This window comes from Thermosynechococcus sp. M98_K2018_005 (genome assembly GCF_015295825.1).
GTDB lineage: Bacteria > Cyanobacteriota > Cyanobacteriia > Thermosynechococcales > Thermosynechococcaceae > Thermosynechococcus.
The window spans coordinates 1-7368 of record NZ_DVEH01000015.1; the positions used below are offsets into that span (position 1 = coordinate 1).

Consider the following 7368-nt stretch of genomic DNA (forward strand, 5'->3'; position numbering starts at 1 on the left):
CCAATGGCATTGCTGGAGGGGACAACCGCACCCGTGATGATGTTGTTGCCATAGATCAAGGAGCCAGCGACAGGCTCACGGATGCCATCGATGTCCACAGGGGGAGCAGCGATGAAAGCAATCACAAAACAGATGGTAGCAGCGAGCAGAGTGGGGATCATCAACACGCCGAACCAGCCCACATAGAGGCGGTTGTTGGTGCTGGTGACCCAGCTACAAAATTGCTCCCACAGGTTCAGTTGCTCGCGACGTTGTAAAACAGTCGTCATAGTGATAAGTCCTGTTGAACAAGATGAATGAATACTACAAACCGTTTACAATCCCAGACCGAGTCCCTGAGAAGCTTCAGGGGCACCCGTTGGTGTTGTGCAACGGAATGTAACCCTATATTAATCAATCTCTCAGGGAAATGTAAAGGGTTGTGTCTGAATTTTATATTCTGTTAATGATTTTTCAGGGATCAGGGGTGTCCTCACGCGATCGCTGGCTAGGAATCCAAGCAATGGGCAAGGTCAATAGATAACTGGTTAAGGTCGCAATTGTCATCAAGGGCAGTATTGCCCTATGGGAAATCACCGTCAGAATCACCGCCAGCCCCAAAGGTGTTTTGGTCACCACCACCGTGATTGCCGCCATCATGCCAGCTAAGGCCACACTCAAGGGCGTATTCGGGAGTGCCTCATGGAGGGCCATGCCCACACCAGCGCCTACAAAAAATAGGGCAAAGACTACCCCCCCCCGCAGACAGAGACTCAGGGCAACCAGCTTAAAAAAGGCAAAGGGTAAACTCAGCAGCCGCAGAAATCAGGGCTGGAATGATTGCCTCATAAAACTCAACACTGCGGCGATGGGGGACTTCCAAAACAAACAGTGTGGCGCCGAGGGCGACTTAAAAAACACGCCCATGCCCGGTAGAGAGCGATAACTTAACCGACCCTCATGGTGTAACTCTGCGATCGCATCCGCGAGTCCCCCCGTTGCCCCAAAGAATTTGACCGATAAACCGACCAACAAGCCGCCAAGCAGACCCATGATTAGGACATACAGGAGTAAACGGGGGTAACTTGCCATAGAAGAAGAGTTAGCGGCGCCGCCACCAGACAAAGACGGCTGCACCAAACCCGACAAGGGGCAACAGAAACACGCTGATAATCTCTAGCCAACGACTGGTGGTGACATTGAGTTGAAGGCGGCGATTGGTGGTTTCGCGCGGACGAATCGAGAGTGCCTTTTGGTCGCGATCGCCCAACCAGAGCACGGAATTGACAAAGAGATCACTGTTAATTCCTTGGTAGGCAATCACGCCATCGGTGGCAAACTCCGAATCCCCAAAGACCACCAAACGGGCTTCCTTCGGTGGATTGTTACTCAATTGACGGGTAATCGCCACACCAATCGGCAGCGGGCCTTTGGTATCTACGCCTTCAGTGAATTCAAGGTTGCCCGACTCCCAGTCGGTTTCTGCCCAAGTTTGCGGGCCGGAGAGGACAATTTCAACAATGTCATCATCTTTTACAGGATCAATGCGAATGGCTTGCGCGCGGGGAAAGACACTGGGACCTTGGGCAAAGCGTTGAGTAATGGGGTGATTGCCATAGGTGGTGACAACAATCGTGTCGGGACCGAGTCCCACCTGTTGACCCACACCAGAGCCATCAATGACCCAGCGATTATCGAGGGTGAGTCCCCAGTTGTTCAGTAAATCATCAAGACCGGCGTTGACATCGACATCGAGCATCAGCAACAGGCTACCCCCACGATTGAGGTATGCCTTGAGAAGATCCTGCTCAAGACGCAAAAAGGGCTGACGGGGGCCAGCAACAACAATGACATTGGCATCTTCAGGAATTTTCCCCTTCTCCAGTAAATTCAGGGGCAGGAGTTCTATATCCCGCTGTTCGAGGAGTTTAGCCACTTCACTGAGGCTGGCCGCCCCACCCGCAAGGGGGAGTTCATTGTGCCCCGTGGTGAAATAGGCACGGATCGTGCGATCGCTGGTCACACGAATCAGGGCAGGAGTGAGGTTGCTTTCAGAAAGGTCTTCATCAATGCGCTGGGTTTTCTTGCCCGCCACAACAATCACTTGCCCCACTTGAGTCACGTTGTACTTTTTGGCAAGGGCGGGTTGCTCTTGGGGGTCAATGAACTCGAAAGAGAATTGGCTATTGGCCTGACGGCGGTACTGTTCCAACAGCAGGCGATCGCGACTGGCAGCATTGGCATCAAACACCAATACCCGCACCGGCTGATCCAGAGTTTGCAGAACATCACGGGTTTCTGCCGCTAGGGTAAAGGCACGGTTTTCGGTGAGATCGATTTCAACACTGTAGCGATCGGCCAAAAAATTGATGATGCCCAACAGAGCAATCACCGCAACCACAGTCAGGATGGCATTGGTACTTGTTTGGGTAGAACGCCGTCCCCAAAACCCTGTGGACACACGACTTTGCTGGATCAGCCACAGCAGTAGAGCACTCCCCCCCAAAGCTAAAAGACCCAAGGGCAGCCAATTCCAGCGATTGGTGACGAGGCCAGCACTCAAGCCAGCAATGATCAAAAGTGGTGCCGCCCACAGCAATACCGTGGTCAATCGTTCAGGTGAGCCTAGGGCAAAGCGTTTCATGACCGGTACCCCCTAATTGCGCTGGTAACGAAAGGCATCAATGGACTGTGCCGTGAGGAAAATGCCGAGGAAAATATAACTACTAAAGACAACAAGGCTACTGCTGCGGAAAATTCCCCGTGTCAGGTTGGTAAAGTGCTCTAGGGGTGAGAGGTAGGTGAGGATATCACTGAGATTCCCGCCAGTATTTTTAGCCAAGACATCCAGCACCCAAAGAATCAGCAACACAGCAAACCCCAAAATGGCCGCCAAGATGGTGCTATCGGTCAAGGACGAGAGAAACATTCCTAGGGAGAGAATGGCAGCGGCCAAAAGAATCAATCCGCCATTGCCCGCCAGAATCAGCCAAGGGGAGAGGGGAGGCGTGCTCTGCTGAAGTGCCACAAACTGGTAGACAGTAACGGGCAGCAGGAGCGTGGTATAAAAGGTGAGCACTGCCAGAAGTTTACCTGTGGCTACACACCAGTTAGTAATCGGCGAGGTGGCCAACAGTTCAAGGGTGCCACGTTTGCGCTCTTCGGTGTAGAGTCCCATCGAGAGCATGGGTAGAATGACTTGGGAAATGGAGCCTAGGAGTCCAAGGAAACTTTCGAGAATTAGCTTGGGAACGTCAATGGCTTGGCTCGGCGCCCCAAACTGTTGCTGCAGCAAATCCTGCTGAGCCACTTGGTTAATAATCGTCGTCATCACCACGAGGAAAAACAGGCCGCTGAGCAGCCAGAACACCCCGGCAATCACATAGTAGAAGGGGGCACTAAAGTAACTCTGGAGTTCCCGGCGATAGATAGCAAGAATGTTAGCAAGGAGGACACGCAGCCCGTGGAGGGAAACGCTAGGCATGGGCTTCTTCGGTGGTATCGCTGGGTTCTGCAGTGGCTTCATCGGTCGTTAGCTTCAAGAACACCTCCTCTAGGTTGGCACGGGAGCGGCGCATTTCAAAGAGTTGCACCCCATTTTGGACAAGGAGACTGGCGAGATCGGCACCGATTTCTGAAGGACTGCTGACCTGAAGTTGCTGCCGCCCTTGGGGAGTGCTATTGCCCCATGTGATCTGTTGCAGAGCGGGCAACTGTTGGAGGAGGGATTCAAGATGGGGGCGATCGCCCACGAGTTCGAGGTCATAGGTGTAGCTACTGCTGAGGCGTTGCAGCAGTTCATCCAGTTGGCCAATGCCCGCCACTTCGCCTTTATTGATAATCACGGCGCGATCGCAGGTCATGCTCACTTCCGCCAAAATATGGGTGGAAAGAATCACTGTATGCTGTCCCGCCAAGTTTTTAATCAGGTTGCGCACCTCAATAATTTGACGCGGATCCAGACCCACCGTGGGTTCATCCAGAATGATGGCGGGTGGATCGTGAACGATCGCTTGGGCAATACCGACCCGCTGCCGATAGCCCTTCGAGAGTTTGCGAATAATGGTCTGTTGCCGATCCCAGAGGCCACAGCTTTTGAGGGCATATTCTACCCGCTGGGAACGATCGCCGGCACTGACGCCCTTGATGCGAGCCACAAAGTGTAAATAGCCCGCCACCGTCATTTCCGTATAGAGGGGGGGATTTTCTGGCAGATAGCCAATGCGCTGCCGCACCGCCATCGGATCCGTGTGGACTTCATAGCCTGCAATAGCGGCCGTGCCACTCGTTGCCGGTAGATACCCCGCCAAAATCCGCATTGTGGTGGTTTTCCCTGCGCCATTGGGACCAAGGAGACCGAGAATCTCACCACTGGCGGCTGAAAAGCTGACATCCCGCAGCGCGACGGTTGTACCGTAAACCTTAGTCAGGTGTTCGACCTGAATCATGGTGTTGCCTCAACTCGTTCTACGGGAAACATTGACACACAATATAGCCATTTTCCTCATCCAATCCTGAGGACTTGGATAGTGGTATTTTGGGGCAGACTGGCTGCCGATAGACTGAGGGAGGCACCACCACTGCGGCGAACCGGGGTTCCCTCCATAACTTTCAAAAAGTCCTCTAGGCCCCTCAGATCACAATTACTGGGGTCAGCCGCTGCCGTCCGATAGTGGGAAGGAATAACCAAACGCGGTTGCAAAACTTCAATGGCTGCCTTGGCCTCCTCAGCCGTATAGGCTTTGTCACTTCCTCCCACTGGCACAATCATCACATCAGGCCGTCCCATGAGAATTCGTTGTTCAATCGTGATGGGCATGGCAATGCCACCCATGTGCAGGAGATTGATGCCCCCCTGCTGCCAGCGCCAAACCACATTGACGCCAAAGCGGAAGCCACCAACGCGATCATGACTAGTGCGAATGCCCTGAATACTCAAACCATTGACTTGATAGGAACCCGGTTGAAAAAGCAGTTTAGGTCGCCCTGGCAGACCTTCGATGTAGCCTTCGTCCAAAAGGCGACTGCTAATCATGACCATATCAGCGGCAACCCGAGGTGGCCGTAATCCCTTAGTGCAACCAATGGGACGGAAGGGATTCACCAGTACCCGCTGACCACTGCCGGTAAAGAGAAAGCAGGTGTGGCCAAACCATTGGAGAGAGAGACCCCCCCCTTGGGCATGGGCTGCCCAGTGTCCACCGAGGCTGGCGATCGCCCCAATTTGAGCCAAACGCAAGAACTGCCGCCGTTCCATTCTTTCTCCCCACACTCCTATTCCCGCTCAGTGTACCGAAAAGTGGCTGGCTGACAACGATGGACTGCACAGCCGTCGCAAAAAGTTCCGTAGCAGGTCTTTGCCGCAGGTGGTGAGAATGCTCTCCGGATGGAATTGCACCCCTTCCAGCGTCGGATATTGGCGGTGGCGCACCCCCATAATCAGGCCATCCTCTGTCCAAGCCGTAATTTCTAATACATCAGGGCAACTGTCACGATCAATGACGAGGCTGTGGTAGCGGGTTGCGGTAAAGGGTTGGGGCAAATCTTGGAACACCCCCACACCCCTGTGGTAAATTTCTGACGTTTTGCCGTGCATGAGGGTTGGTGCGAGCGTCACCCTGCCGCCAAAAACTTCACCAATGGCTTGATGTCCCAAGCAAACCCCCAAAATGGGTAGTGTGCCAGCATAGGTGCGGATCAGGGCTTCGGAAATCCCCGCGTCAGCAGGGCGACCCGGTCCGGGGGAAATCACAATACCCGCAGGGGCGAGAGCAGCGATCTCCTCGAGGGTGATCTTGTCGTTGCGAAAGACCCGCAGATCCGCAGCAATTGGGAACTCCTGTGCTAGCTCCCCTAAGTACTGGACAAGGTTGTACGTGAAGCTGTCGTAGTTATCAATAACGATAATCAAGGGAGAGGTGTCCTCATCATCTTTTATGCTTTGTGTTTTGATCCTACTACCCAAGGGGTTTGGGGAATGGTGCAGCTATGGTGTCAAGGACGCTGTTTTCGCTCGGTAGCAGCGGTGATCTTTGATAAGGATGGCACATTAGCGGATGTTGCCCATTACCTGCGGTGGGTGGCGATCGCTCGCGCTGCGAAAATCGCCGAGCACTTTCCCAATCTCAAAGCGTCGCTACTTCAGGCCTTTGGGGTGATCGGCGATCATCTCGATCCCACTGGATTACAAGCGGTGGGGACACGGCAGGAGAACCTGATTGCCGCCGCAGCCTTTGTGGCCACACAGGGAATTCCTTGGATTGCGGCCTTGGAACAGGCAATCGCGGCCTTTACTGCCGCAGATCGAGAATTTGCCGCCAAAGCAGAGTTAACCCCACCCCTGCCGGGGGTCATTGAACTAGTGCAACGTCTCTATGGGCGAGGATGTGCATTGGCGATTATCTCTAGCGATCGCAGGTCGGAAATCGAGGCTTTTTTAAACACCTATCACCTGCAGCCCTTTTTCCAATGCTGGCAGGGGGGAGATGAGCCACCCACGAAGCCCGATCCGCAGGTATTCCTCAGGGTGTGCGATCGCCTTGGGGTGCGACCCGATCAAACCGTGGTCATTGGCGATGCCGATAGTGATGGCCTCATGGCACAGCGGGGGGGGGCAGCGGGCAGCATTGGTGTTACGTGGGGTTGGCATCGGCCACCAGTGCTCAATTACTGTGATTGCATCCTTGCCTCACCCTTGGAGATGCAGATCAGTACTGACTGAGAACTAATGGGACTCAGTGGTGATCGAGGGTCAAGCACCACTAAGGCGGTAGTGGAGATAAACCTCATTGCCCACGGGCAAGACATTAAGGAGCGTCAACCTCCCTGAGAAGGCGATCTCCTCTGGATAGAGGCTAGGGGCTACCGACCCTAGCAGGAGTGGGCAGAGCGTCAACCACAATTCGTCAATGGCAGCCATCTGCAACAGGGAAGCAACAAGCTGTCCTCCTCCCAACACGGCTAAGGTTTGCACGCCAGCCCCTTGAATGTGCGTCAACGCCTGCCGCCAGTCAATCTCCTCCACCCCAGCAGCCCAACAATGATCAAAGGCAGGGGAGCCTTGCCAACGGCTAACGCCTTTCTCAGTCGTCAGCAAAGCACGGCGAATCGGCTGGCGAAAGAAGCAAAGATTCAGGTCTAATTCACCACTCGCGGAGCAGACAATTTGCAGGGGTTGGGGCGATCGCCCTTGGTGCTCGCGCTCAGCAATCAGATGGGGAGACTGAAGCCGCATCGCTGTCCCCCCCAAACGCAATGTTGTCGCTCCAAAGAGCACCGCATCCACCTGCGCCACCTGCTGTTCAAGGTGCTGAAAATCATAGGCCGAGGCAATGCGCTGACCTAAAGCCTCAGCACGAGCAAGGCGGCCATCTAAACTACTGGCCAAAA

Annotated in this window: 8 protein-coding genes and 1 pseudogene; 1 reads left to right on the forward strand and 8 read right to left on the reverse strand. The window is 54.2% G+C overall.

What is annotated here, in order from left to right; genetic code table 11:
- From IGQ15_RS01845 to IGQ15_RS01875, 7 genes and pseudogenes are all read right to left on the reverse strand, one after another.
- Positions 1-269 (reverse strand): annotated as a pseudogene (locus tag IGQ15_RS01845) (photosystem II q(b) protein); the annotation flags it as partial.
- Positions 270-453: 184 nt separating this feature from the next.
- On the reverse strand, positions 454-801 hold the full coding sequence (locus tag IGQ15_RS01850; protein WP_363315760.1) for a chloride channel protein: 348 nt from the start codon (positions 799-801) through the stop codon (positions 454-456).
- Positions 802-1081: 280 nt separating this feature from the next.
- Positions 1082-2623, reverse strand: a complete 1542-nt coding sequence (locus IGQ15_RS01855; RefSeq protein WP_297048106.1) for a Gldg family protein — start codon at positions 2621-2623, stop codon at positions 1082-1084.
- Positions 2624-2635: 12 nt separating this feature from the next.
- Positions 2636-3463: an ABC transporter permease subunit gene (locus IGQ15_RS01860; RefSeq protein WP_297048107.1), complete on the reverse strand. Its 828-nt coding sequence runs from the start codon at positions 3461-3463 to the stop codon at positions 2636-2638.
- On the reverse strand, positions 3456-4427 hold the full coding sequence (locus IGQ15_RS01865; RefSeq protein ID WP_297048110.1) for an ABC transporter ATP-binding protein: 972 nt from the start codon (positions 4425-4427) through the stop codon (positions 3456-3458). The genes IGQ15_RS01860 and IGQ15_RS01865 overlap by 8 nt, the downstream gene beginning before the upstream one ends.
- Before the next feature lie 56 nt (positions 4428-4483).
- Complete coding sequence (locus IGQ15_RS01870) at positions 4484-5236, reverse strand: MBL fold metallo-hydrolase (protein WP_297048112.1); 753 nt, start codon at positions 5234-5236, stop codon at positions 4484-4486.
- A 27-nt stretch (positions 5237-5263) separates the two neighbouring features.
- Entirely contained in the window at positions 5264-5890 is a 627-nt protein-coding gene (locus IGQ15_RS01875; RefSeq protein ID WP_297048114.1) for an aminodeoxychorismate/anthranilate synthase component II, read from the reverse strand.
- Positions 5891-5956: 66 nt separating this feature from the next.
- On the opposite strand from IGQ15_RS01875, the gene IGQ15_RS01880 reads away from it, so the two are divergent.
- Positions 5957-6700 carry an HAD family hydrolase gene (locus IGQ15_RS01880; RefSeq protein ID WP_297048116.1) on the forward strand — a complete coding sequence of 248 codons (744 nt, stop codon included), beginning with the start codon at positions 5957-5959 and terminating at the stop codon, positions 6698-6700.
- Between the two features lie 30 nt (positions 6701-6730).
- On the opposite strand, the gene IGQ15_RS01885 is transcribed toward IGQ15_RS01880, so the two are convergent.
- A partial coding sequence (locus tag IGQ15_RS01885; RefSeq protein WP_297048118.1) for a RibD family protein occupies positions 6731-7368 on the reverse strand: 638 nt, incomplete at its 5' end.